We start from the raw sequence: 24881 nt of genomic DNA on the forward strand, positions 1-24881 counted from the left end.
CTGGCACACGGTGCTGGAACTCAAGTTGAGCGGGAATCCCAAGGAGGTCTCGACAAGGGTCTGACGCAGGCTCCGGCCCCAGTGTGAGCAGCGGCAAGCAGAACAGGATCACGCACATGCTGTCCGGGACAACCCGCGGCCCAGGGACCAACGCCGTGGGCTGAAGGACGACTGACGCGTACCCTCTTGGCGACCAGAGAACCACCAGAGTGCGAAATTCGCACTCTAGAGTGCGACAACCACGAAGGAGCTCAGGAGGACAGCCACAAGAGGTAGTCGATCCGAAACTGGCGCTGCCATCAGCACCAGCTGTGGACAGACCCTGGCGTCCCCGACCGCCCTGGCTGAGGGTGAACGTGCAGCGAGCGACCCCGGTCCCGCCGCTCTCGTGACGCGTTCGAGGCAGTCAGGCATCCTCAGAACTACGCTGGCTCCCAGTGATCCTTGTCCCGCGGTCAACACGAAGTCGCAGTTCAGGCGAGAACCAGCGCCCACCCTGAACCTGCCATTAGCCTGAGCCTCGACAGGGAGCACTGACGACGCTACGCGGGTTCCGGTTGGGAGGTGGGGGTCATGGCCTTGGTGAAGCGGTCCGAGTTGGTGACCGCGTTGGCCACAGTTGCGGTCAGCGCCCTGAGTGGCCCGTTGGGGCCGGTCGGCGTGACCGCCGCCAAGGAGTTGGTGAAGCTGCTCCAAGGAGCTTGGGCCAAGGGTTCGAAGGAGCGAGAGCTGCGGGATCGGGTCCAGGTCGCCATCACCGATTGGGCCAGGGGTGAAGGGCTCGACGAGGAGATCACCGAACGCGGTCTCGCCTGGGCGGTCCACTATGTCCAGGCGGCGGGCTGCCAGTACGACCTGATCGCTGAGGTGGATTTCGATCCGACGCGAGTCGCAGAGACCGTGCTCAAGCAGATCCGGCAACGCGACAGCTACTGGGGCACGGAGGACGAGCACGCCGTCGCGGAGCGCGCCATACGGGCCACCTACTCCGTGATCTGTCCGGCCCTCAGGGCTGAGGGAGGCGTGATCCTGGCCGCGATCCATGCTGTCCGCCAGGAACTGCGCACCAGCTTCGACCAGCTGCGGAACGACCTGCTGGGCGTGGCGGACAGACAGGAACTGATCGCCTACCTCGAGGAGCAGATCCCCCTGTGGGATCTCTCCCCTTGGCTCAACGGCCGCAAACCCTCGCAACTGGAGCGGACGCTGGAGATCAAGCATGAACACACACGCATGTCTGCCGCGGAGGCCTTGGAGGGTGTGTCGCTGCTGACGGTGCTGGGCGGCCCCGGTTCGGGCAAGACCTGGCTGGCGCAGCGCCTCGTTCGCGAGGCCGCCGAGACCGCCCTGCTCCAACTGCGGGATCCGCGGGTGGAACCGACCTCGGTTGAAATCCCCCTGTTCACCACTGTGGCGAGGTGGGCGGGACGGCACAGCACCGGCTTCGAAGGCTTGGTGGAGGCGGCACTCCCCGGCGAATCCAAGGGCAGGCTCCGCCGACTCGTCCTACGGCCAGGAACCCCGGTGCTGGCGGTGGCGGACTCCTTGGACGAGGGCGTCCCGACCAGCACCGCTAGGACTCTGCTCACCTCTTTGACACACCCAAGCGGGCGCAGGCTCGTGATCACGTCACGACCGGAGGCATGGCACAGCGCCGCCCCGAACCTCCGCAACGAAAAGGACACCCGAGTCGGAACCCTCACCGAGCTGCGCTACCCCGAGGACGTTAACTCCTACGTGAGCGCATGGTTTGACCACGAGCCCTCCTTAGCGCAACACCTCATCCGGCAGTTGGAAGAAAGGCAGGAACTCCGCGCCACCGCGCCCAGCCCCCTGCTGTTGACCTTCTACTGCATGCTCACGGAGCAGCAACCAGGCGACAAGCTACCACGCCGCACACGAGAGCTGTATTCCCGCATCATCGACCTCCTGTTCACCGGGCGATGGGCAAAGGACCCGGAACAAGGCATCGACTTGTCGGCTTGTCGCGCCACATTGCAACGGTGGGCCTGGGAGGGGGTCAAGGACGCAGTAACGTCCTTCGGACTGGGGGCGTGGCCCGACACCTTCACGACCGAACAAGAAGTGAACTTGCCTAGGGCCCTTGACCACGTGGCCCCCAAACAGCAGTACCCGGCCGAACACACGTTCACCCGAGACAGGGTCGAGCGTCGATTCCTGCACCGCACCCTGTGGGAACACCTGGTCGCTGAACACATCGCCACCCTCACACCCAAGGAGGCTGCCGAGGCACTGCTCCCCCACGTCTGGTTCGACCCAGACTGGCAGGTCACAGTCCCCATGGCCATCGCCACTCACCCTGAACGCAGCAAGCTCGCGAAACGACTCTGGCGCCACCACAAGGACAACCCCTCACCGGTTCAGAAAGTCATCAGCACCCGCCTCGAAGAGCTTCTGCTTCAGGCGGCGGGACAAACCGACCCCGAGGACTGGACCGGAGAAAGCTGTGATCTCATCCATGATCTACGAAAGCACCTCGCGATCCGACACCCGGATCTGATCACCGCTTCCGCCCAGTGGACCTCCTCGAACGCAGCTTGTGTTGAAACAATCCGCAACGCCATCACCGCCATCACCAACCCGTGGGGCCGCGGCCCGCTGATCGAAGCCCTGGTGAAACTCGACCCCACCAACACCGAAAAAGCCAAAGCCCGTGCACACATCCTCGACACCCTCCCCACCGCCACCGACCCGTGGGACCTCGCCCGCCTCATCGAAGCCCTGGCGCAACTCGACCCCACCGAGGATCAACGAGCCCAAGCCCGCGCACACATCCTCGACACCCTCCCCACCACCAACCCGCGGGACCGCGCCCGGCTCATCGAAGCCCTGGTGCAACTCGCCCCCACCGAGAAGGAACGAACCCACACCCGCACCCTCATCCTCGACACCCTCCCCACCACCAACCCGTGGACCCTCGCCCGCCTCATCGAAGCCCTGGCGCAACTCGACCCCACCGAGAAGGAACGAACCCAAGCCCGCGCACACATCCTCGACACCCTCCCCACCGCCACCGACCCGTGGACCCTCGCCCGCCTCATCGAAGCCCTGGCGCAACTCGACCCCACCGAGGATCAACGAGCCCAAGCCCGCGCACACATCCTCGACACCCTCCCCGCCGCCAGCGACCCGTGGGACCTCGACCGCCTCATCGAAGCCCTGGCGCAACTCGACCCCACCGACAATCAGCAAACCCAAACCCGCGCACACATCCTCGACACCCTCCCCACCGCCACCGACCCGTGGGACCTCGACCGCCTCATCGAAGCCCTGGCGCAACTCGCCCCCACCGAGATGGAACGAACCCAAGCCCGCGCACACATCCTCGACACCCTCCCCACCACCACCGACCCGTGGACCCTCGCCCGCCTCATCGAAGCCCTGGCGCAACTCGACCCCACCGAGGATCAACGAACCCACACCCTCACCTTCATCCTCGACACCCTCCCCACCACCACCGACCCGTGGGACCACGCCCGCCTCATCAAAGCCCTGGTGCAACTCGACCCCACCGAGATGGAGCGAACCCACACCCGCACCTTCATCCTCGACACCCTCCCCACCACCACCCACCCGTCCATCCGTCACTTCCTCATCGAAGCCTTGGTGCAACTCGACCCCACCGAGGATCAACAAACCCACACCCGCACCCTCATCCTCGACACCCTTCACACCACAGATTTGAGCTCTGAGCAGATCCACGCTCTCTTGGCGTTTCTTCGTCGGATCACACCAGTCCGTGCTTGGCTGCGGGCCTTACGGTCCATTGATGATGCTGATGAGCCTGAGCAACGTTGAGCTAAGTTGGGAATACCGTCCGCATCGCAACGGGGTCCAGACTGACATCAGCGCCGATCCAAACAGGGTGTCGCCATGTAAGCGGCTGCCGAGCCATTGAACATTCACCCTGTGGCGTTGAAAGCTGTGATTATCTGTGGAGCTAAGGGGATTCGAACCCCTGACCTCTTCCATGCCATGGAAGCGCGCTACCAACTGCGCCATAGCCCCGCGAGCGCCTCCCATCGTAGCGGAGGCGCTCCCCTCAGTGCAAAGCTGCCTGCGCCGCCTTCGGCAGGGCCCTGGCGATGACCTCCATGGCCTCGTCGTCGTGGGCCGACGAGAGGAACCAGGCCTCGAAGGCCGATGGCGGGAGGGCCACCCCCTCCTCCAGTATGGTGTGGAAGAACCGCGTGAAGGCGTCCGTGTCCTGGGCCTGCGCGTCGGCGTAGTTGCGGACCGGTTCCTCGCGGAAGAACACCGAGAACAGGTTCCCCGCGTTCTGCACCACGTGCGGGACCCCGGCCTTCGTCAGGGCCTCGTGGACCAGCGCCTGCAGTTCCCTGGAGCGGGCATCGACGTGGGCGTAGACGGTCTCGTCGGCGAGGTCCAGGGTCGCGATGCCCGCCGCCGTCGCCAGCGGGTTCCCCGACAAGGTGCCCGCCTGGTACACCGGACCCAGCGGGGCCAGCAGCTCCATGACCTCCCGACGCCCCGCCACCGCCGCCAGCGGCATCCCGCCACCGACGACCTTCCCGAACGTGAACAGATCCGGCACCCACACCGGGTGCTCCACCCCGGCCTCGAAACCCCACCAGCCAGCGCGCGAGACCCGGAACCCGGTCAGCACCTCGTCCAGGATCATGAGCGCGCCGTGCTCGGCCGTCAACCGGCGGATCTCCGCGTTGAACCCCTCCGCCGGGGGCACGACCCCCATGTTCGACGGCGCCGCCTCCGTGATGACGCAGGCGATCCGGTCACCGAAGCTGGCGAACGCCTCCCGCAGCGCGGACACGTCGTTGTAGGGCAGCACGACGGTGTCCGCCGCGGCCGCCGCCGTCACCCCGGCGCTCCCCGGCAACCCCTGCGTCGCCACCCCCGACCCGGCCGCCGCCAGCAGCGCGTCCGAATGGCCGTGGTACAGCCCCGCGAACTTGATGATCCGGTCCCGACCGGTGGCGCCACGGGCGATCCGGATGGCGGTCATCGTCGCCTCCGTCCCCGTGCTCACCAGCCGCACGTTCTCCGCCGCCGGCACCCGCTGCCGGATCCGCTCCGCCAGCTCCACCTCGGCCCCGGTCGGCGCCCCGAAGCTCAGCCCCTTCGCGGCGGCCCGCTGCACCGCCGCCACCACCTCGGGATGGGCATGCCCGAGCAGCGCCGGACCCCACGAACACACCAGATCCACGTAGCTCTTCCCGTCGACATCCGTCACCCGGCATCCCGACGCCTCGCGGATGAACCGCGGGGTGCCACCCACCGAGGCGAAGGCCCTGACCGGGGAGTTCACCCCACCCGGGATCGACTCCGTCGCACGCGTCATCCAGTCCTGGTTCATGCCATCCACTCCGCCACTTCCAACGCCCAGTAGGTCAGCACCACGTCGGCACCGGCCCGAACGATACTCGTCACCGACTCCTCGACGGCGGCCCGACGGTTGATCCACCCCTTCTCGGCGGCCGCCTCGATCATCGAGTACTCCCCCGACACCTGGTACGCCGCCACCGGCACCTGCGCCACCGCCGCGACATCAGCCAGCACGTCCAGGTAGTGGCTGGCGGGCTTGACCATCACCATGTCCGCCCCCTCCGCCAGGTCCAGCAGCGCCTCCCGCAGCCCCTCGCGACGATTCCCCGGATCCTGCTGATAGGTACGCCGATCCCCCTCCAGCGAGGACCCCACCGCCTCGCGGAACGGCCCGTAGAACGCCGACGCGTACTTCGCGGAATAAGCGAGCACCGCCACATCCTCGAACCCCGCCCCGTCGAGTCCCTCCCGGATGATCCGGACCTGGCCGTCCATCATCCCCGACGGCGCGACGACGTGGGCCCCGGCCTCAGCCTGGGCGATCGCCTGCCGCGCGTACAGCTCACAGGTCTCGTCGTTCACGACCCGGCCGTCGGCGGCCAGGACCCCGCAGTGGCCATGGCTGGTGAACTCGTCGAGGCAGACATCCGACATGATGACCAGCTCGTCACCCACCGCCTCACGGCAGGCCGTGATACCCCGCTGCAGGATGCCGTCGGCCGCCCACGCCTGCGAACCTTGGGCGTCCTTGTCCGCATCATCCGGCACCCCGAAGAGCATGATCCCGCCCAGCCCGGCGTCCCGGGCGGCCCTCGCCACGTCCCCGATCTGGGCGACGGTGTGCCGCAGCACCCCCGGCATCGCCTTGATCTCGGCCCCGGTCTCCCCGACGAACGCGGGCAGCACCAGCTGGCTCGGCCTCGGCCTGGTCTCCCGGACCAGCCGCCGCATCGCGGCCGTGGTGCGGAGACGACGTGGACGCTCGATCATGCGTTCCCCTTCCGGATCAGCTCGGCGGTCGCCCGGGCGACCTCCTCGGCATCGGGCGAGGTCGCCGCGCTGGCCGCGACCCCCAACTCATTCAACACCCTCAACGTGGGCTGCCCGATCGCCAGCACCCGCGTGGCGGGGGGCCAGCCCAGCCGTTCGTGGATCGCCCGGGCCATGGACCCGGAGGTCACCACCACGGCGCCGAACTCCCCCGCCCGCCACGACGCCACCAGGTCCTCGGGCAGGTGTCCGGTGGGTTCCATCGTGTAGACGGGCACCACCGACACCTCGTGCCCCAGGTCCCGGAGCCCATCCGGCAGGTTCGGCTTCGACAACGCCGACCCCGGGATGAGCACCCGCGCGGGAGTCGCCTCGAACTCCGTGACGATCCCGTCGCCGCTGGCCTGCCGGGGCACGAAATCCACCTCGTAGCCCGCCTGCTCCAGGGCCCTGGCGGTGGCTCTCCCCACCGCCGCGATCCTGCCGGGGAGCCTCAGCCCCAGCTCCTCCAGCGTCTCGACGGTGCGGGCGGAGGTCACGATGCTCCAGTCGGCATCCGGCAGGTGATCCACCTCGAGCACCACCCTGACCTGCACGGGCCAGGCCGTCACGGCCAGCCCCTGCGCCTCCAGCGCCGTCGAGATGGCCCCGGCCTCGCGGGGCAGGAACACCGTGCGCCTGGCCTCGGCCGGCCACAGATCCGCGGCGTCGTGGAACTCCGCCAGCCGGGACTCCCGGCTGGCCCCCAGCTCCGTCACCTCGCCCGCTCCGGCGTCGAGGAGCCGGGCCGCCACCCGCTCCCCCGCCCCAGGGGCGAGCGACTCCTCCGCGGTGACGACCTGCGTCCCGTCGTGGGAGAACACCCCGGCGACGAGGCTGCCTCCCTCTCCGCGGGCAGCGATCGGCGCGGCACAGCCACCGCCGAGTGCCGCCAGCACGGCACGTTCCTCCATGACACAGAGCCGGGCCGTGGGGTCGTCGATGACGGACAGCACCTCCCGCAAGGGCTTGTCGTCCACCCGGCACTCGACGGCGAGGGCTCCCTGCCCCGGCGCAGGCAGGATCGGCAGGTCCTCGGTGATCCGCCCCGCCAGCCCCAGCCGTCGCAGCCCGGCGGCGGCCAGCACGACGGCGTCGAGGTCGCCCTGGGTGACCCGTGCCAGCCGGGTGTCGATGTTGCCCCGGATGTCGACGTAGGTCAGATCCGGTCGGAGCCCCCGCAGCTGCGCGACCCGACGCGGCGACCCCGTCCCCACGAGGGCCCCGGGGGGCAGCTCGGCCAGGGTCAGACCGTCGCGGGCGCACAGGGCGTCGAGCGCCGATTCGCGGGTCGGCACGGCTGCGATCACCAGGCCCGGCACCGGCTCCACCGGCAGGTCCTTGAGCGAGTGGACGGCCAGGTCCACCTCACCCTCCAGCAGCGCGCTGCGCAGTTCCGCCGCGAACACCCCCAGACCCTCGACGGCCTTGAGCGAACCCCGTTCCCGATCGCCACGGGTGCGGATCGGCACCACCTCGACCTCGTGGCCAAGGGCCCGGAGCCGATCCGCCACCCATGTCGACTGGGTCATCGCCAGCGTCGACGCCCTGGTCCCCAACCTCATGCGGCCGCCTCCAATCCCGAGGCGATGGCCGCCTCGATCCCGTTGCCGAAGACCCACGCCCCGGCGAGCCGCATGTGCCCCGGCAGCTGCGCCAGCAGCGCAGTTCGGGCCTCCGGCCCCAGGCTGCGCGGCACCGCTGGCCAGCGCGTGACCGCGACGTCGAGGGCCCGGGTCACGGGACGGCCGAGCAGCAGCGACGCGTCGGCCAGCGCCTGCTCCGTGGTCGGTGTGGCGTCGGGGGCGTAGCTGAGCCGCAGCACCGCCACCCGGGTCCCGCTCCACGGCCACTTCGCCGAGTAGTGGGTGAGGGCCCTGGCGGTCAACCCCGGCAGCGGCTGCCCGAGCAGCACCCCGGAGCCGACCGGGGCGCCATCGAGCTGGGCCGGGTCCAGGGCCAGCATGACGTTCTGGGATGCGGTGGTGGGCGGGGTGCCCACCTCGATGCCCAGCTGGCGGAGCAGGTCGGCGGCGGGCCGGGCGGGGCAGGCGATGACCACCTGGTCGGCGTCCAGCGCGTTGAGATCCTCCACCCGCTCCCCGAGCCGGATCTCACCCCCGTGGTCACGGATGTCGTCGGCGAGGGCCTCGACGAGACGGAACAGTCCTCCGACGGGCTGGGCGACGCTCGAACGGGTCCCCCGGGCTGCGGCGACCTTGGCGTACAGGGATCCCGGCCCCACGAGACCGGGCGCGAACTGGGCCAGGGCCATGCGTTCCGGCGGCATGCCGTAGACGCCCCTCGTCACGGGGGCGACGAGCCGTCTCGTCACCGCCTCGCCGAGCCGGGCCGTGACGAGCTCACCGACCGTGGTGGCGTCGACACCGACCTCGTCGGCAAGCTCAGGTTCGGCCAGGGCGAGGGCGAGCTGTTGCTCGTCGAGGGCCGCGCTGAGGGCCGGGTCGTCGGGGCTGGCGGGGATGCCCAGCACCCCGTCGGCCCCCGGCCAGGACTCGTCGACCGACCAGCGGATCCGTGGCCCCCCCTCCGGCTCCCGGACCTCCAGGCCGAGCGTGGCGCAGAGCGCATCGGCGGTGCCGAGCCGACGGGCGAAGGCCTCGGCCCCGCCGTCGACCCGCTCCCCTGCCAGGGTGATGGGCATCACCATCCCACCGAGCCGGTCCGTCGCCTCGACCACGGTCACGGACTCCCCGCTGCGGGCGAACCGGTGGGCCGCGGCGAGTCCCGCGACCCCTCCCCCGATGACGACGGCGTTCACTGTTCGTGCACCCAGGCGACGAGGTCGGTCAGGACCTGCGGATCCGTGGTGGGGGGCACGCCGTGTCCCAGGTTGACGATGTGGGCCGGGGCCGCCCTGCCCCGCTCGACGACGTCGCGGGCGTGGGCCTCGAGCGCGTCCCATCCGGCGGCGAGACGCGCCGGGTCGATGTTGCCCTGGAGGACCGTGCCGGGCAGGCGGCGCGCCGCCTCGTCGAGGGGGGTGCGGTAGTCGACGCCGATGGCCTCCACGCCGAGGGCCATCTCCTCGAGCAGGTGTCCTGTTCCCGTCCCGAAGTGGATGCGCGGCACCTGGATTCCGTCGAGGGCTCGCCTCGAGTGCGGCGCCACCTTGGCTGCGTAGTCCTCCCGGGTGAGGGACCCGGCCCACGAGTCGAACAGCTGGACGGCCCGGGCGCCGCCCTCGATCTGCCACCGGAGAAACTGCCGTGAGATGTCGGCGCACCAGCCGAGCAGCAGATCCCACGATTCCGGGTCGGCGTGCATCATGGCCCGGGCCGCGAGATGGTCCCGTGACCCCCGGCCCTCGACGAGGTAGGCGGCCAGGGTGAACGGCGCCCCCGCGAAACCCAGCACCGGGGTCCTCTCCCCGAGTTCCAGGACGCTGAGCCGCACCGCCTCGACGACGGCCGAGCCATCGCCCGGTCCGCGCTCGACCAGGCGCCTGACGTCGTGGGCGTCGCGGACGGGCTCCGAAAAGACGGGGCCGACGCCGGAGGTGATCGTCACGTCCACTCCTGCGAGTGCCAGCGGGATCATGATGTCGGAGAAGAAGACAGCGGCGTCGACCCCGTGGCGACGAACGGGTTGACAGGTGATCTCGGCGGCGAGGTCGGGCCGCAGGCAGGCCTCCAGCATGGCGACCCCCTGTCTCACATGGCGGTACTCCGGCAGGGATCGCCCTGCCTGCCTCATGAACCACACGGGCAATCTGTCCGGCCGATTCCCAGCCAGGGCTTGAAGGATGACGGGCTCCGCGCTGTCGGTCATGCCCTGAATTCTGCCGTATCGGCTCAGATCTGGTTAGCTAGGCTCATCGTGAACTTTCGCATCCTCTCAGTCGAACACGACCGGCAAGGCCTGTCGGAGGTCCAGCGCGTTTCTCAACATGCGGACAGACTGTCCTCTTGTCTCACCGCCATCCCGGGGGTGGACGGTGTCATCACCCTGAGCACCTGCAACCGCGTCGAGTTCCTGCTGGACGCGGAGTCGGTGTCCGAGTCACACCTCCGCCTCCGGCTGGCCCGTGAACTCGCCCCCACCGCCCACTGGAACGTCTACGAGAACGACGAGGCACTGGACCACCTGTTCCGGGTCGCCAGCGGGCTCAACTCCATGGTGGTCGGTGAACGCGAGATCGCGGGTCAGCTCCGGCGGGCCCTGAAACTGGCAGCCGCCGAGGGGCGTGCCAGCGGCAACCTGACCCAGGTGGCCAGCGCCGCGCTCCACACCGCGCGCCGCGTGGGTTCGGAGACCAGACTCCAGGAGTCCGGTCGTTCCGTGGTCTCCGTCGGCCTGGACATGACGGGCATCTCGGACTGGCCCTCCCAGCGGGTCCTGCTCGTGGGAACGGGCTCCTTCGCCGGTGCCGTGGTGGCGGCGCTGCAGCAGCGGGGCGTCTCCGAGATCCTCGTGCACTCGGTCTCCGGCAGGGCACATGACTTCGCAGCCGCCCGTGGGCTCGGGGCGGTTGACGATCTGTGCGACGGCATCGCCAGAAGCACCATGGTGATCGCGTGCCGTGGCATGGGAAGCCCGATCATCCACCCGGAACACCTGGCAGGGACCCCCGTCTCGGTGGTGCTGGACCTGGCCCTCAGCCCCGATGTGGACCCCGGCGTGGCGCGTCTGGAGGGTGTCACGCTGCTGGACCTCGCCGCCATCCAGGGTGCCATCTCCCCGGCCTGGGCCGCCGACACCGCCCATGCCGAACAGCTGGTCCGGCTCGCCGTAGCCGAGACGGCCGCCCGCCTGGCCTCCCGGGCCGCCGACCCCGCGGTGGCCTCCCTCCGGGAATCGGTGCTGGCCATCGTCGACGAGGAGGTCGCGCGGCTGCCCCAGGGCCGGGCCCTCACGGTGGAGGACTGCGCGCAGGCACTGCGACGTCTGGCCACCCGTTTCCTCCACACCCCGTCGGCCCGCGCCAGAGACGCCGCCATGGCCGGGCGCATCGACGACTACCTCGCCGCGGTCGAGGAGTTGTACGGCATCGACATGAGCCTGGACCGCACGCACCAGGGCGAGAGCCGCTGCCCCATGACGGGGTTGAGTTTCGCCGACCTCCACCACCCCCACGCGGAGACCCGATGACCGACGCACTCAGCCCGTACACCGCCGTCCTGCTCGCCTCCTACGGCGGGCCCCGTCGCTCCGAGGACGTGCTTCCCTTCATGCGCAACGCGACGGCCGGAAGGGGCGTCCCGGACGAGCGCCTCATCGAGGTGTCCCGCCACTACGAGCTGTTCGGTGGCCGCTCCCCCATCAACGAACAGAACGAGGCGCTGCGGGACGCCCTCGTCGCCGAGCTGGAGCGACGGGGCTGCCCCCGCGAGGTCGTGATCGGCAACCGCAACTGGACCCCGTTCTTCAGCGAGACGGTGGGGGCGTTGCGGGACGGCGGCCACGAACGGGTCGTCGCCCTGGCGACGGCCGCGTACTCGTCGTACTCCAGTTGCCGCCAGTACCACGAGGACCTTGACAAGGCGATGGTGGAGTTCCCCGAGGTGTCGCTGGAGAAGGTCGGCCCCTACTGGGCACACGACGGATTCATCGTCGCCAACGTCGCCTCCCTCGTCGCTGCGGTGCAGAGTCTGCGGTCGCGGCTCGACGGCGGGCGGCTGCGTGTCCTCTTCGTCACCCATTCCATCCCGATCGCCATGAACGAACTCTCCTCGGACGGGACCCCGGAGCGGCGCTACGATGCCCAGCACCTCCAGGTCGCCCAGCAGGTCGCCCGGCGTGCCGGGGACGAACTCGGCGAGCAGCTCGACTGGGAGCTCACCTACTGTTCTCGCTCCGGCGCCCCCCACATCCCGTGGCTGGAACCGGACGTCAGCGACCGCATCGGTGAGATCACCGAGGTGGAGGGGGTCGTCGTGGCCCCCATCGGCTTCATCTCCGACCACATGGAGGTCGCCTTCGACCTCGACACGGAGGCCAGGCAGGCCGCTGCGGATGCCGGGCTGCTCTTCGAACGGGCCGCCACCGTCGGGACCCATCCGGCGTTCATCGCCTCCTTGGCCGATCTCCTCCTGGAGCAGGCCGCCATCGCCCGCGGGGACCTCGACCATGCGCAGCACCCCTGTCTCCGCGCCGTCACCAGCTGTTGCCATCCCCGACACCGGAAGGATCCTCATGTCCCACCCGCACCAGCCCGTCGTTGACCCCCGCGACACCCCGATTCCCGCCGACGAGGTCAACGCGAACACCCACTACCTCATGTACTCGGTGTTCCAGACCATCGGCGCCGTCGATCCCGATCACGTGGCGGCGGCCGAGAAGGCCCTGGCGGACACCGGGGTCACCATCCGCGGCTACTACGACATCGGCGGTTTCCGCGCGGACGCCGACCTGCTCGTCTGGCTGGTCGACGACGATCCCGCGGCGTTGCAGGCCGCGTACCACGCGCTGCGTCGCAGCGATCTCGGCGCGTCCCTGGAGCCGGTGTGGTCCTGCATCGGCGTGCACCGTCCGGCGGAGTTCAACCGCGGTCACACGCCCGCCTGTTTCTCCGGTGTCGCGCCCCGACCGTGGCTGTGCGTCTACCCGTTCGTCCGCAGCTACGACTGGTACTACCTCGACGACGACCACCGCTCGAAGATGCTCTCCGAGCACGGCCGGATGGGACGCGAGTACCCGGATGTGCTGGGCTCCACCACGTCGGCGTTCGCACTGAACGACTACGAGTGGCTGCTCGCCTTCGAGGCCGACGACCTGCACCGACTGACGGATGCCATGCGCTATCAGCGCGGGGCCGAGGCCCGGCTCCACGTGCGTGAGGAGACCCCGTTCTTCACGGGGCCCCGCGTCACGCTCACGGAGTGGGCCTCCCGTCAGCCCTCGATGACCTCCTTCATGAGGGAGTGAACCGCCGCGGGAGTGTAGTCGTCGGAATACCCGGCGATCGTGACTCCGGCCCGTTCCAGCACGAGACGGGCGGAGTCACCCACGGCGAAGACCAGGACGTCGGGGTTCCAGCCGAGCAGCCGTCCCGTCGCGATGGCGTTGGAACCGGATGTGACGACCACGACGTCGAAGAACCCCTGGTTCCACTGATCGAGGATCTCGGCCGGTGCCTCGCTGAGGACCTGCATGGTGTAGATCGGGATGAGTTGGGCATTCCAGCCCTTGGCCTGAAGCTCGGAGATGAAGCTCGGGGCCAGCAGCGCCGAACCGGGAACGAGCACGGTGCCCTCGCCGTCCGGCCAGATGTCGAGCAGGGCCCGCACCCCGGAGGCGTTCTCGGGCACGAGGTCGATCTCGTACCCCAAGGCGCGCAGGGCCTCGGCGGTCCCCGCACCGACCGCGGCGATCTTGACCCCCTTCGGGAGGGTCCAGCCGAGATCCCGGATGCTCTCCACGGCCCTGACCGACGTGAAGGCCAACCACTGCGCCCCATCGAGGGTGGAGGAGACGGCCAGCACCTCACGGCGTTGCAGCTCGACGGCGGTCACGTCGAGTCCGAACTCCCGCAACCCGCGAGCCATGCGCCCCTCTTCGCGAGGGACGAGGACGCGGGCCCGGTCGATCTCCGTCACGCGCTGCTTCGGCTCGTCATCCTCCTCCGGCTCGGGGCGCGGTGGGCGTCCGATCTCCTCGGCTCCCTTGAACCTCAGGTAGGCGGCTGCCTTCTGGGCGGTCCGCACCGCGTGCAGTTCGGAGGTGGGCATGCCCATCTGGACGGACAACCCCTTGGAACCGTCGTTCGGCAGCACCGAGACCATGAGGGAGAGCACCCCCGCCCGATGGGCCCGGGCGGCGACGGAGACGCTGTCGGCCACGTTGAGGGCACCGACCGCGGCCCGTTCCGCCATGACACACACCCGGGTGTCCGGGTGGTCGAGGACGGACAGGGCCTGGACGAGGTCCTCGTCCTCGCTGCGGCACTCAAGGCCGATCGCACCCAGACCTGCGGCGGGCAACGTCGGCAGGTACTCGGTCACGTCATCGAGACGCCCCACGGCCTCGAAGTCCGCCGCACCGGCCACGACGCCCGCGATCTCGCCCGACCTGACCTTGTCGAGGAACTGGATGAGCTGTCCTGCCGTCCGTTCCACGAACTGCAGGCCGGGGTTGAGGGCCAGGAGCTGGGCGCGACGCAGGGTGGAGCGGGTCGCGATGACGGACCCCTCGGGAAGGTTCACCAAGGTGACCCCGCCCATCGTGACCAGCGCGTCGCGCGGGTCGTTGCGTCGAAGGATGGCCGCGAAGGTCAGCCCCGGCATCGGCTGCTGCGGGATGCGGTGCATCCGATGGACCACGAGGTCGAAGTCGCCTCTCATGAGGCCGAGCCGCAGTGCGCCGATGGTCTCGGCGTCACCGGCAGCCGGGATCCGGATGATGGTGACCTCGTGTCCGAGTCCCCTCAGCTTCTCCGCGACGGCCTCACTTCGTGCGACGTCGACTGTCGAGTTCTTGGTACCCAGGCTGATCTTCACTCGTCCTCCACTGTCCTTTCGACGGCTCCCGTGCCGCCTCCTGTCCCAGCCTACCGAGGATGTGTCAGTCCAGCACCCAGCTCGGCAATCCGATCATGTAGGAGCTGATCTCGCCGCCCTCGTGGTTGGCGGCGAACAGGATGCGGCTGAGGTCCCTGGACACGGTGGCCTGCGGCTCCAGGAAGTACTCCTTCTTCTTCGGATCGGTCGGCCACGTGCTGTGGACGTGGGCCACGTTGAGGACCCGTCCGCCCGGCTTGAGCTCCAGCAGCCACACCTTGCGGTACTCGGCTCGCAGCTCCGTGATCGCGCTCTCGCCGTTCTTGGCGGCCTCCCCGTAGGTGGAGATCACGGCCCAGCCGGGCCGGTCGAAGCACTGGGCGCTGATGTGGCAGGCGTAGAGCTCGCTGTTCTGCGTGTTGGGGTAGAGCGTGTGCAGCGCATGCTTCTCTCCCGTTTCGAGGTCGATGGAGATGATGGCCCCATCCTTGTAGGACGCGGCGACGTAGAGGTCGTGACCGTTGGCCCCGATCGCCAGGTCCGAGTGCTCGGAGTTCTCGATGAGCAGTCGGGAGGACGAGAAGTCGGTGCTGTAGCTGATCGTGGCACCCTTCTTGTACTCATCGTTGTAGGGCCAGGAAGCCACCACGAAACGGCCGCTGGGGCTGGTGCTCACATGGTCCGGCACGTGATGCGGGAAGGGGAACTTGGCTGCGTCCAGGGTGCCGAGGATGGTGCCGGTGCTGAGATCCACCGAGACGATGCCGTAGCAGGCCTTCTGCTTCGTGGCCTCATCGTAGGTGCCGGCCAGGACGCTCAGGACACGTCCGTCAACGCTTCGGGTGCCCTCCCCCGCGGTCCAGAAGGCGGTGGCCTTGGGCCAGGGAGTCTTGCCGGTGAAGTCGAAGACCACCCTGCCGTCCTGGTCCCACCACTGCATGCCGCCGTCGCGCTGGGTGTGGATGTAGCGCTTCGGGTCCTTCGGGTCCCACAGGGGCTCGCAGTTGCCCGCCAGGCGGGGCAGCACCTGGAGCTTCTCGAAGGTGGCGGCGTCGTGGAGGCTCCAGTAGCCGTTCTGCGCCTCCGCCATGAAGCGGGAGTTGTCCGCGTTGAACGCCTGGGAGCGGGAGTAGTGATGCCGCAGATGTTGTCCCGTGCCCGAGTCGGCGGCGGTGACCCGGTGGATCCGGGTGCCGTAGACCGGGTCGATGACGGCGTCATCGAGCCCCTTCGACAGGGCAGGCCGGGGCCGCGGGGTGATGGGATCCGCCGACAGGGGCGTCAGCTTGAAGGAACGGTCGTAGAGCGCATCGAAGGGATTGCCGGTGGCACTGGGCGAGGCAGCGGCCTCCGGGACGACGGCCTCGGCCGAGCTGGTTGCCGCGGTCGGGCTGGGCGCCGCGGTGGCGCTCGGCGTGGGAGTCGGGGTGGGGGTCGGCGTCGCCGCCGGGGTGGCCGTCGCTGCCGCAGTCGCCGAGGCACTCGGGCTGGGAGTCGGGCTGGCGGGCGGGACGGGTGTCGGGGGAACCGGTCGGCAGGCCGCCAGGCCCGAGAGCGTTCCCATGAGCACAAAGTTTCGTCGTGCGATTCTCATTGTTCAACCTCCTGAGGCCGAAACCTACAACCGCTCCCATTCCATTCTCAACGCATTTTCCCGGCCCTTTCAGACCGATTCAGGCGCATCCTCCCCGCCATTGTTGACCGGGCGTCAAGGACGGGAGAGGTCAGCCGTAAGGGCATCGCCCCTCGTCGCACGAATGCCCTGCGACTAGGGCACGAGCCGGTGCAAAGCCACCGCCAAGACAATGTCAAGACGATGTCAAGAATTGCGTCGGAAGAAAGGCGGACACGATCACCAACCCCGGAAAGTCAAGGTGGGTGCCGTTCGACGCGACACCCACCTTGACCGTTCCCTCAATCAGGCCTGCAGATAACTGCGCAGCCCCTCCAGGGCCGGGGAGAACACCTGGGCGGCGAAGAACTCCCGCCACTGGTCCCGCTCCGACGGATGACACTCGAAGTCCACCCACCACTCGACCAGCGACGCCCCGCTGTCCGCGACGGGGGTCACCTGGACCCGCGCGACGTAGTCGGTCACGGGGAAGGGGGCTGGATCGCAGAACCCGTAGGCGAAACTCCGCTCGATGTCGTCGAGGGCCATGAGTTGCTCCCGGATCCGGGAGTCCCCCAGCTGGAAGCTGCGCACCGCACCCACGGTCGTTCCGGTCAGCCCGTCCTCGATGTGGCTCTCGGAGACCGCCTCGGAGAACCATGTGGCCAGGCCGTTGAAGTCCCGGATCGTGGCCCACACCACCTCGGCGGGGCGCGCCACGATCGTGCTGTGGTACGACCTGGTCATGCCTCGGCCTTCCCGAAGGTGATCGCCTTGAAGTCCTCCGTCTGCTTGCGGATACCGACCTCGGTCGGGAACCGCTCAATGGAGCTGGCACCGTAGAAACCGACGATGCCCTCGGTGTGGTCAAGGATGTACTGCGCGTCCTCGGGATTGGCGATGGGGCCGCCGTGGCACAGACACAGGATGTCCGGGTTGACGGTCTTCGCTGCGTCAGCAAGCGCCTGGACCTTCACGGCAGCCTCCTCCAGGGTCAAGGCGGTCTGTGCCCCGATGGTCCCCGAGGTGGTGAGACCCATGTGCGGAACGAGGATGTCAGCACCAGCCCTGGCCATGTCCTTGGCCTGTTCCTCGTCGAAGACGTAGGGCGAGGTGAGCAGATCCATCTCATGCGCCATCCGGATCATGTCGATCTCGGGCCCGTAGCCCATCCCGGTCTCCTCGAGGTTGGCCCGGAAGACACCGTCGATGAGGCCGACGGTCGGGAAGTTCTGCACCCCCGCGAAACCGATCTCCTTCACCTGACGGAGGAAGTGTGGCATGACGCGGAACGGGTCGGTGCCGTTGACGCCGGCCAGGACGGGGGTGTGCCCCACGACGGGGAGGACCTCGTTGGCCATCTCCATGACGATGGCGTTGGCGTCACCGTAGGCCAACAGCCCCGACAGCGACCCACGACCGGCCATGCGGAACCGGCCGGAGTTGTAGATGACCAGGAGGTCGATGCCCCCGGCCTCGGCCGACTTGGCGGTGATACCGGTTCCCGCACCACCCCCGATGATCGGTTTGCCCTCGGCCACCTGGGCGCGGAAACGGGCGAGGATCTCGTTGCGTGACATGTCTTCTTCTCCTTCTCGTGTGGTCAACGCGTGATGGCTGCGTGGAGGGCCTCGGCCATGGCGGCACCGAAGCCCGGTGAGTTGATGTCCTGGTCCCGCTCGTGCACCACGACCGGGCTGCCCTCGAGACCGGAGCGCAGCGCGGCGAACAGCGCCTCGTCGGCGGCCGCGTCGTGGAAGGGGGCACCCTCGACGTCGATGGCGCTCACCCCACGCAACGGGATGAACAGCTCCGTCGGGCCGGTGGCCGCCGCGAGCTTGGCGGCGATCCGGCGTCCCAGCTCCGCCATCTCCTCAACGGTGGTCCGCATGAGGGTGACGGTGGGGTTGTGGACGAACAGGGTGCGGCCGCGGAACTGATCGGGCACCGTGTCCATCGGCCCGAAGTTCACCATGTCGAGGGCCCCGAGGCTCACCACCTGCGGCAGACCACACGCCCCGGCACGTTCCAGCCGGTCGGGCCCCGCGGAGAGGACTCCCCCGACCAGATCGTCCGCGAGCTCCGTCGTCGTCAGGTCGCACACGCCCGCGAGGAGTCCGGACTCGACGAGCTTCTCCATGGCACGGCCTCCGGTTCCGGTGGCGTGGAAGACGAGGACCTCGTAGCCCAGGTCGACGAGACGGGCCCTGGCCTCGTCGGCCGCGGGCGTGGTCACACCGAACATCGTGATGGCCACCAACGGCCTGCTCCCTGCATCCTCGACACGCCCCTCGCATGCGACTGCCATGCCCGCCACCGCGGCCGCGGCGTTCCCCAGCACCTTCAGCGAGACCGAGTTGATGCCCGCGACGTCGACGACGGAGTACATGAGGGTGGCGTCGACCTCACCCACGTAGGGGCGGACATCACCCGAGGCCATGGTGGAGACCAGGAGCTTGGGGAACCCGATGGGCAGGGCATGCATCGCTGCGGCTGCAACGGAGGAGCCGCCGGAACCGCCGATGGCCAGCAGCGCGTGGATACGGCCCTCGGAGCACAGCCCCCGCACGACCTCAGCCACTCCCCTGCTCATCACTCCCATCATCTCGCCGCGGTCGCGGCGCTCCCGCAACTCCTCGGGGTCCTCCCCCGCGGCGCGGATGACCTCATCCGAGGTGACGTCCGCCAGCTCGCTCGTGGAGAACGAGCCGACGTCGATGGTGAGCGTCTCCGCCCCATGAGCGCGCAGCTGCTCAATGAGCCAGCGGTACTCCTCTTGTTTGGTGTCCAGTGTTCCGATCACAGCGACGACAGGCATGCGTGTCCACTCCTTTGTGTCCGATGCCCTTGACCCTAGGGAGACCCCACGCAGCGGGCCAGCCCAATTTCCGAGGATTGGCACACTGCCCGGTCACGGGCATGCAGACTGCCCTGCATGGGTCCCCACCTCACCGCCGCTCAGCTGTCCCGCCTGCTCGGACCGTGGACGGACGCGGCGCCCCGGCTCGCGGACGCCCTCGCCGCCACCATCGGCGACCTCGTCGACCGCGGCTTCATACCGGCCGGCGCCCTCCTGCCGCCCCAACGCGACCTCGCCACGTCGCTGGGAGTCTCCCGCAGCACCGTCGCCACGGCACTCGGGCTGCTCGTCGCCCAGGGCCGGGCCTCGTCCAGGCAGGGGTCCGGCACCCGGATCCGGTCCACCCGGGCGGGACGGACCCACACGGATGCCGGCCGCCTCTTCTCCTTCACCAACGCCTCCCCGGGGATCATCGACCTGTCGACCGGTGCGCTCCCCGCATCCCGTGTGGCCCGCGAGGTCCTGGCCGCCGGGGTCGGCGACCTCGACCCCTACCTCGACACCGACGGCTACTTCCCCGCCGGCATTCCCCTGCTCAGGCAGGCCATCGCCGAGCACCTCACCTCGTCGGGCATCCCCACCACCCCGGGGGAGATCCTGGTGACCAACGGGGCACAGCACGCCACCCACCTCGCGGTCCGGGGACTCCTCAGCCCGGGGGACCTCGCCCTGTGCGAGGACCCCACCTACCGGGGCGCGCTGGAGGTCCTGGCCCAGGCCCAGGTCCGGGTCGAGGGAATCCGGATGGATCCAGGGGGCCTCGACGCGGATCTGGTCGCCCGGGCGCTGCGCCGCACCCCCCAGGTGCTCCACTGCCAGACCAGCATCCACAACCCGACCGGTCTCACCTGGAGTCGCAGCCGGTGCCGCGAGGTGGCCGACCTCGTCAACGACGCCGCCCTGCCCGTCATCGAGGACTGCTGCTCCTGGGACCTGACGCTCACCCCACGACCCCGCCCCACTCTCGTCGGTCTCGTCGACCCGGACCTGCACGTCAGCTGCTGGACCATGTCGAAGCTGTTCTGGGGCGGGATACGAATCGGCTGGCTCCGCGCGTCGGAGAACCGGATCCGCACCTTCACCGAGCTGCGCAAGACCGGGGACCTCGCCACCTCGGTGATGGATCAGCTGCTCGCGGTGCAGCTGCTGCACCGATCCGCGGAGGCCCGGCAGGAGCGTCGGGAAGACCTCAGGAACCAACTCACCGCGACCCGGGAGATCCTGCAGAAGCACCTCCCGTCCTGGCACTGGCCGGAGATCGCGGGAGGATCGGGATTGTGGGTCGACGCCGGTGTGGACTCCCTGGCCCTGGCGGAGCGGGCCGCTCGGCTCGGCATCAAGCTCGCACCCGGCCCGGCCTTCTCACCCCACGAGGGACACCGGACGAGGCTCCGACTGCCCATCGGGCAGGAGCCGGAACGTCTCGCCACCGCGGTCGGGCTGCTCCGGGAGGTCGTCGGGGAGGCCCGCGGCCACCCCACCCCCGCCGCACCAATTAGGTGACGCTAACCTTGGCTTCATGTCGAAGGATTCGTTGCCCCAATCCGATCGCCCCACCGAGAACGCCGCCGGACACTGGGTCCTGGCCCGCGCAGGGAAGCGGGTGCTGCGCCCCGGTGGTCTCGCCCTGACCCGTCAACTGCTCGACCGGTGCTCGCCCGGCGGCCGCGACGTGGTGGAACTCGCGCCCGGACTGGGCCGCACCGCGCGGGAGATCGTCGCCCAGCACCCCCGCTCGTACACCGGCGTGGATCGCGACGACAGCGCCGTCGCCCACGTGACCAAGGTGGTTCAACCGTCGGGCGGCACCTGTCGGCAGGGCGACGCGAATGACACCGGCCTCGATGACGCCTCCGCCGACGTCGTCATCGGGGAGGCGATGCTCACGATGCAGAGCCCCCGAGCCAAGGGGGAGATCGTCGCCGAGGCGGCCCGCATCCTCCGTCCCGGCGGCAGCTACGCCATCCACGAGTTGGCGCTGGCCCCGGACGACATCGACCCGGAGGTGGGGACGGAGATCTCCAAGGCGCTGGCCCGTTCCATCCATGTCAACGCCCGCCCCCTGACCGTCGCACAGTGGCGGGAACTGCTCGAGGAGCACGGCTTGGAGGTCGAGTGGACCGCTACCGCCCCGATGGCCCTGCTGAAATTCGGCCGCAACCTCGCCGACGAGGGTCCGCTCGGCGTGGCCCGCATGGTGTGGAACCTGCTCCGCCAGCCCGCGCTGCGGCGTCGCGTGCTCGACATGCGCGCCACCTTCACCCAGTATGAGAACCAGCTGCGGGGCGTCGCCCTCGTGGCCCGCAAGCCCGCCTGAACCGGAGGAACCATGACTGACAAAGAGAACCCGACCCTGAGCGTCGTCAAGGATGTCGCCTCACTCATCGAGGTGAACGAGGCCGCGACCGTGTCCCGCACCGTGATGAAGGCGGAATCGTGTCGAGCGGTCCTGTTCTCCTTCGACAAGGACGAGAAGCTGAGCGAGCACACCGCCGCGATGCCCGTCGTCGTGCAGACCCTTTCAGGCAGGTTCCTCATCGAGGCCGACGGCCAGGAGGTGGAGCTGCTCCCCGGGGATCTCATGCACTTCGGCACGCGCCTGCCCCACGCGGTGACCGCGCTGGAACCGAGCAAGCTGCTGCTGCTCATGCTCGACTCACGGAGCTGACCCTGCGGGCGTGGTGGCTCTGCCCCCTCCTCCGCTGAACGGCAGCCACCAGTTGGCGGCCCCGGCCAGTCGCATCAACGTCGGGACCAGCACCATCCGGATGAGCGTGGCGTCGACGATGATCGCGGTCGCCACGCCCACCGCCAGCATCTTCAGGTACATCACCGACGAGGTGGCGTAGACCGCGAAGGACAGGGTCAGCACCAGGGCCGCCGAGGTCACGACCGGGCCACTACGTTCCAGACCGGTGGCGATGCTGGCCTCGACGTCACCGGTGCGACGCCATTCCTCACGGATCCGTGCGACGAGGAAGACCTCGTAGTCCATCGACATGCCGAACGCGATGCAGAACATCAGGATGGGGAAGGTGGCCTCCAGGCTCCCGTCCGCCGTGAATCCCAGCAGGGACGCCAGGTTGCCCTCCTGGAAACCCCACACCAACACGCCGAACATCACGGCCATGCTGAGCACGTTGAGCAGCAGCGCCTTCGTGGGCACCAGCAGACTGCCGCTCATCCAGGCGATGAGCAGCCAGGTGACCACCAGGACCAGAATCATCACCCCGGGGACGGCGCCGAGCAGCGACCGTTGGAAGTCCTCCAGCTCCGCTGGATACCCGCCGACGAGCACGGGCGAAGGTGCCTCGACTTCACGTACCCCGTCGACGAGGGAGCCGTAGCCCTGCGTGGCCAACTCGGGAACCACCCGGTACCAGTGGCCGGGGACGGTGACATCTGACGCCTGGCGACCGTCGATGAACCTTCCCGCGGGAGAGTCGACCTGCGCGACCCCGGCCATCCGGGACAGGGCAGCTGCGTACTCGCCCGCCTTGCCTGCTGCGACCTCCTCCTCGGGGAGCAGGAACAGGGAATCGATGAACTCGGCATCGAAGTTCGCCTCGATCTCCTCCTGGACCTGGCGGCTGCTCACCTCCTGGGGCAGGACGCGGGCATCGGGCAGGCCGAGCCGCAGACCAAGCACCGGTGAGGCCAGCAGGACCAGCACCACCAGGACCGGCAGGGCGAAACGGAGGGGTCTTCTCATCATGAGCGTTGCGGTGCGGTGCCAGAAACGTCTCCCATCCGGGCTCCTCGGCACCGGGATCCGGCCACCGACGAGCGCCAGGGCCGCGGGCAGGATGACCAGGGCGGCCAGCATGGAGGTTCCGACGGTGAGCACTCCGGCATGGGCGAAGGACTGGAGGAAGGGAAACGGGAACAGCAGCAACCCGAGCAGACTCGCGGCCACGATCAGGCCACTGAACGCGACGGTGCGCCCCACGCAGGCGCGAAGTCCCGTCACGGCCTCACCCGGCGTCGCTCCTCGACCACGCGCCTCGACGAAACGGTCGATGACCAGGAGGCTGTAGTCGACGCCGAGTCCGATGCCCATGACGAGCACGAGGTTCCCCGCGAAGGTCGAGATGTCGACCCAGCGGGCGAGCACGCCGAGCAGGGCCAGGGTCGTGACGACGGAGAACAACCCCATCATCAAGGTGAGCACGGCACCGACCAGGCCCCGACGCAGGGCCACGAGGAGGATGAGGATCAGCGGGAGGATGATCGCCTCGGCGCGAACGAAATCGGTACGCGCCTGGGTGGCCGCTTGTCGGAAGATCTCGTCACCACCGCCGACCCGGGTGTGGATCTCGCTGCCTTCCCGGCTGAACTCTGGGGAGATGTCGGCCAGGGCGCGACGCGCCTGGGTCACATCACCGGCGAGCCGGGCCGTGATGAGGGCCTGGACGCCGTCCCTCGACCTCATGGCCGGGGAGCGCCCTTCGTCCCAGTAGGAGGACACGTCCGAGGTCTCCGGGAGTGCGTCGAGCTCCGCGGCGAGCCGACGCGCCTCCGCCGCCACCTCAGGGGCATCCACGTCCCCGGCCCTGGCCGTGACGAGGATCAGGATGTGCTGCTTGCCCGTGGCGTCGCTGGCGGAGAGCGTCTGGTCGACGCGGTGGGACTCCGTCCCCGGGCTCTCGAAGCGGCTGAGCACCATGCGGTCCATGGCGGAAGGCACGGTGACGGCAGCCGCCAGGGCGACGAGGAGAGCACCCAGCAGCAGGAGGAGGTGGCGACGTGGGCGCGGGAGTGAGCGAGACATCGGCGTCCTTCCGGGAGGGGTCGCCCACGACGGTACCCTAGGAGCACGGGATCATCAAGAACACATACGATCCATGCCCCTATACGATTCTCATCCCTCCAGCAGCTTTCCCACGAGATCGTGCAGGCGCTGCCGCTCAGCCTTGTCCAGCGCCGCGAGGAACAGTTCCTGCCCGGTCCTGAGTGCCGCCATGCCGCGATCCAGCAGAGCCCTCCCCTCCGCCGTGACGACAACGACGTGACGGCGGCGATCGACGGTGCTGCGCTGCCGTTGCGCGAGCCCCGCCGCCTCCAGTTCGTCGATCACCCCGACCATGACATTCGGATCGATTCCCAGTGCCGTGCTGAGCTCCCGCTGGGACAGGGTGGGATACTCGGCCACCGTGACGAGCACGTTGAAGTGGCGGGGCTTGATGCCGATCTCCAGCAATCTCGCCTCCGCCTCCGCGATGGCCCGCTCCCCCACCTTGATGAGTCGGTAGGCAGGCCAGGTCGCCAACGGCGATCGCGGCGTCTCGGTCACGACATCACCTCTTCTCAACTCATGGCCCCCGGCTCGAAGATCCTAACCTGCGAGCCCCCCGACTCGACGTCCAGCTTCCTCCTGGGCCACCTTCCAGGACGGTGATCCGTGACCGTGGTCACGAATCGTTCTGCTGCTTCGAGGAGACCCCGGCGGCAAAGCAGGTCAACGGGGCGACCGCGATGGACATCAGTTCTCCTCGTACCCTGCTTAGAGGGTGCGCGGATAGGCGAATCTACTGCGGTCGCCCCGTTGACCCCCCGGCTGTGTTGTCCTCCTCGAACGCACGATCCAGTGCGCTCT

General features: G+C 69.0%; 19 protein-coding genes, 1 tRNA gene and 1 pseudogene. 7 read left to right on the plus strand and 14 right to left on the minus strand.

Annotated features, from left to right (window positions below; all coding sequences use genetic code 11):
- Positions 1-573 precede the first annotated feature (573 nt).
- The gene (locus EII35_RS04675; RefSeq protein WP_125227308.1) at positions 574-3819 is read left to right on the plus strand and encodes an NACHT domain-containing protein; all 3246 of its coding nucleotides are present in this window, start codon (positions 574-576) and stop codon (positions 3817-3819) included.
- Positions 3820-3956: 137 nt separating this feature from the next.
- Here the strand turns inward: EII35_RS04675 and EII35_RS04680 are convergent.
- From EII35_RS04680 to hemE, 7 genes and pseudogenes are all read right to left on the minus strand, one after another.
- Positions 3957-4029 (minus strand) — tRNA-Ala (locus EII35_RS04680).
- Positions 4030-4063: 34 nt separating this feature from the next.
- On the minus strand, positions 4064-5356 hold the full coding sequence (gene hemL / locus EII35_RS04685; protein WP_125227309.1) for a glutamate-1-semialdehyde 2,1-aminomutase: 1293 nt from the start codon (positions 5354-5356) through the stop codon (positions 4064-4066).
- Positions 5353-6315 carry a porphobilinogen synthase gene (gene hemB, locus EII35_RS04690; protein ID WP_125227310.1) on the minus strand — a complete coding sequence of 321 codons (963 nt, stop codon included), beginning with the start codon at positions 6313-6315 and terminating at the stop codon, positions 5353-5355. Before hemB ends, hemL begins: the two co-directional genes overlap by 4 nt.
- A complete protein-coding gene (locus tag EII35_RS16410) occupies positions 6312-6986 on the minus strand; it encodes a uroporphyrinogen-III synthase (RefSeq protein WP_260465013.1) in 675 nt (224 codons plus the stop codon). Before EII35_RS16410 ends, hemB begins: the two co-directional genes overlap by 4 nt.
- 54 nt (positions 6987-7040) lie before the next feature.
- Positions 7041-7919: pseudogene (gene hemC / locus EII35_RS16415) on the minus strand (hydroxymethylbilane synthase); the annotation flags it as partial.
- The gene (locus tag EII35_RS04700; protein ID WP_185744167.1) at positions 7916-9136 is read right to left on the minus strand and encodes a protoporphyrinogen/coproporphyrinogen oxidase; all 1221 of its coding nucleotides are present in this window, start codon (positions 9134-9136) and stop codon (positions 7916-7918) included. The pseudogene hemC and the gene EII35_RS04700, both read right to left, overlap by 4 nt.
- Positions 9133-10146, minus strand: coding sequence for a uroporphyrinogen decarboxylase (hemE, locus tag EII35_RS04705; protein WP_125227313.1), 1014 nt, complete (start codon positions 10144-10146; stop codon positions 9133-9135). The genes EII35_RS04700 and hemE overlap by 4 nt, the downstream gene beginning before the upstream one ends.
- Between hemE and EII35_RS04710 the strand changes: the two genes are divergently transcribed.
- Genes EII35_RS04710 through hemQ form a run of 3 tightly spaced genes read left to right on the plus strand, consistent with a single transcriptional unit; the run spans position 10033 to position 13242 of the window.
- A complete protein-coding gene (locus EII35_RS04710) occupies positions 10033-11466 on the plus strand; it encodes a glutamyl-tRNA reductase (RefSeq protein WP_125227314.1) in 1434 nt (477 codons plus the stop codon). The two genes, hemE and EII35_RS04710, sit on opposite strands and share 114 nt — an antisense overlap.
- Positions 11463-12539 (plus strand): ferrochelatase, encoded by a 1077-nt coding sequence (locus EII35_RS16420; protein WP_125227315.1) that lies wholly within the window; start codon positions 11463-11465, stop codon positions 12537-12539. Before EII35_RS04710 ends, EII35_RS16420 begins: the two co-directional genes overlap by 4 nt.
- Complete coding sequence (hemQ, locus tag EII35_RS16425) at positions 12511-13242, plus strand: hydrogen peroxide-dependent heme synthase (protein WP_125227316.1); 732 nt, start codon at positions 12511-12513, stop codon at positions 13240-13242. The genes EII35_RS16420 and hemQ overlap by 29 nt, the downstream gene beginning before the upstream one ends.
- Here hemQ and EII35_RS04725 read toward each other — a convergent pair.
- The 5 genes from EII35_RS04725 to EII35_RS04745 form a co-directional block, all read right to left on the minus strand.
- Positions 13209-14813 carry a uroporphyrinogen-III synthase gene (locus EII35_RS04725; RefSeq protein ID WP_125227317.1) on the minus strand — a complete coding sequence of 535 codons (1605 nt, stop codon included), beginning with the start codon at positions 14811-14813 and terminating at the stop codon, positions 13209-13211. The genes hemQ and EII35_RS04725 overlap by 34 nt on opposite strands.
- Positions 14814-14877: 64 nt before the next feature.
- Positions 14878-16377: a hypothetical protein gene (locus EII35_RS04730; RefSeq protein ID WP_185744169.1), complete on the minus strand. Its 1500-nt coding sequence runs from the start codon at positions 16375-16377 to the stop codon at positions 14878-14880.
- 354 nt (positions 16378-16731) lie between these two features.
- Complete coding sequence (locus EII35_RS04735) at positions 16732-17172, minus strand: SRPBCC family protein (protein WP_125227318.1); 441 nt, start codon at positions 17170-17172, stop codon at positions 16732-16734.
- A complete protein-coding gene (locus tag EII35_RS04740) occupies positions 17169-18005 on the minus strand; it encodes a phosphoenolpyruvate hydrolase family protein (RefSeq protein WP_125227319.1) in 837 nt (278 codons plus the stop codon). Before EII35_RS04740 ends, EII35_RS04735 begins: the two co-directional genes overlap by 4 nt.
- A 23-nt stretch (positions 18006-18028) precedes the next feature.
- Positions 18029-19243 carry a Tm-1-like ATP-binding domain-containing protein gene (locus EII35_RS04745; RefSeq protein WP_125227320.1) on the minus strand — a complete coding sequence of 405 codons (1215 nt, stop codon included), beginning with the start codon at positions 19241-19243 and terminating at the stop codon, positions 18029-18031.
- A 117-nt stretch (positions 19244-19360) separates the two neighbouring features.
- Here EII35_RS04745 and EII35_RS04750 point away from each other — a divergent pair, with 117 nt between their 5' ends.
- From EII35_RS04750 to EII35_RS04760, 3 genes are read left to right on the plus strand one after another with little or no spacing between them, the layout of a single operon-like run.
- A complete protein-coding gene (locus EII35_RS04750; protein ID WP_125227321.1) occupies positions 19361-20788 on the plus strand; it encodes an aminotransferase-like domain-containing protein in 1428 nt (475 codons plus the stop codon).
- A 16-nt stretch (positions 20789-20804) separates the two neighbouring features.
- Positions 20805-21602, plus strand: coding sequence for a class I SAM-dependent methyltransferase (locus EII35_RS04755; protein ID WP_125227322.1), 798 nt, complete (start codon positions 20805-20807; stop codon positions 21600-21602).
- Positions 21603-21614: 12 nt separating this feature from the next.
- Positions 21615-21953 carry a cupin domain-containing protein gene (locus EII35_RS04760; RefSeq protein ID WP_125227323.1) on the plus strand — a complete coding sequence of 113 codons (339 nt, stop codon included), beginning with the start codon at positions 21615-21617 and terminating at the stop codon, positions 21951-21953.
- On the opposite strand, the gene EII35_RS04765 is transcribed toward EII35_RS04760, so the two are convergent.
- Together EII35_RS04765 and EII35_RS04770 are read right to left on the minus strand one after the other, a co-directional pair.
- On the minus strand, positions 21942-24056 hold the full coding sequence (locus EII35_RS04765; RefSeq protein WP_125227324.1) for an MMPL family transporter: 2115 nt from the start codon (positions 24054-24056) through the stop codon (positions 21942-21944). The genes EII35_RS04760 and EII35_RS04765 overlap by 12 nt on opposite strands.
- A 90-nt stretch (positions 24057-24146) precedes the next feature.
- Complete coding sequence (locus tag EII35_RS04770) at positions 24147-24578, minus strand: MarR family winged helix-turn-helix transcriptional regulator (protein WP_185744170.1); 432 nt, start codon at positions 24576-24578, stop codon at positions 24147-24149.
- Positions 24579-24881 lie beyond the last annotated feature (303 nt).

Source organism: Arachnia propionica, assembly GCF_003932785.1.
GTDB classification, from domain to species: domain Bacteria; phylum Actinomycetota; class Actinomycetes; order Propionibacteriales; family Propionibacteriaceae; genus Arachnia; species Arachnia propionica_B.